Source organism: Halomonas sp. SIMBA_159 (assembly GCF_046536035.1).
Classification (GTDB): Bacteria; Pseudomonadota; Gammaproteobacteria; order Pseudomonadales; family Halomonadaceae; genus Vreelandella; species Vreelandella venusta_A.
The window spans coordinates 1-261 of sequence record NZ_JAWJBT010000875.1 but is presented as its reverse complement, the minus strand read 5'-3'; the positions used below and the strand labels follow the sequence as shown (position 1 = coordinate 261).

Annotated in this window: 1 pseudogene; it reads right to left on the bottom strand. The window is 60.2% G+C overall.

Annotated features, from left to right (window positions below):
• Window positions 1–261, bottom strand: a pseudogene (locus R0J87_RS21750) (hypothetical protein); the annotation flags it as partial.

The window sequence follows — 261 nt, the reverse complement described above, 5'->3', positions numbered from 1 at the left end:
ATCGCCGACCCTCCGTTCGGAAGATGCCCGACAGCAGTCGCAGCATCGGCAGGATCAAGGCGATGGTGAGGATCAGCGCGACGACACCCAGAGCAGATGCCATACCGAAGTCGAAACCGTTGAAAGCCTTGAGATAGATGTAATAGGTGATGTTCGTGGTGCCGTACGCGGGCCCACCGGCAGTCAGCATGGCGATCTCGCCGAACGTCTGGATGAGGTTCATCGCCAGCAGCAGGGCCGCGAGCTCGATGAACGGACGCA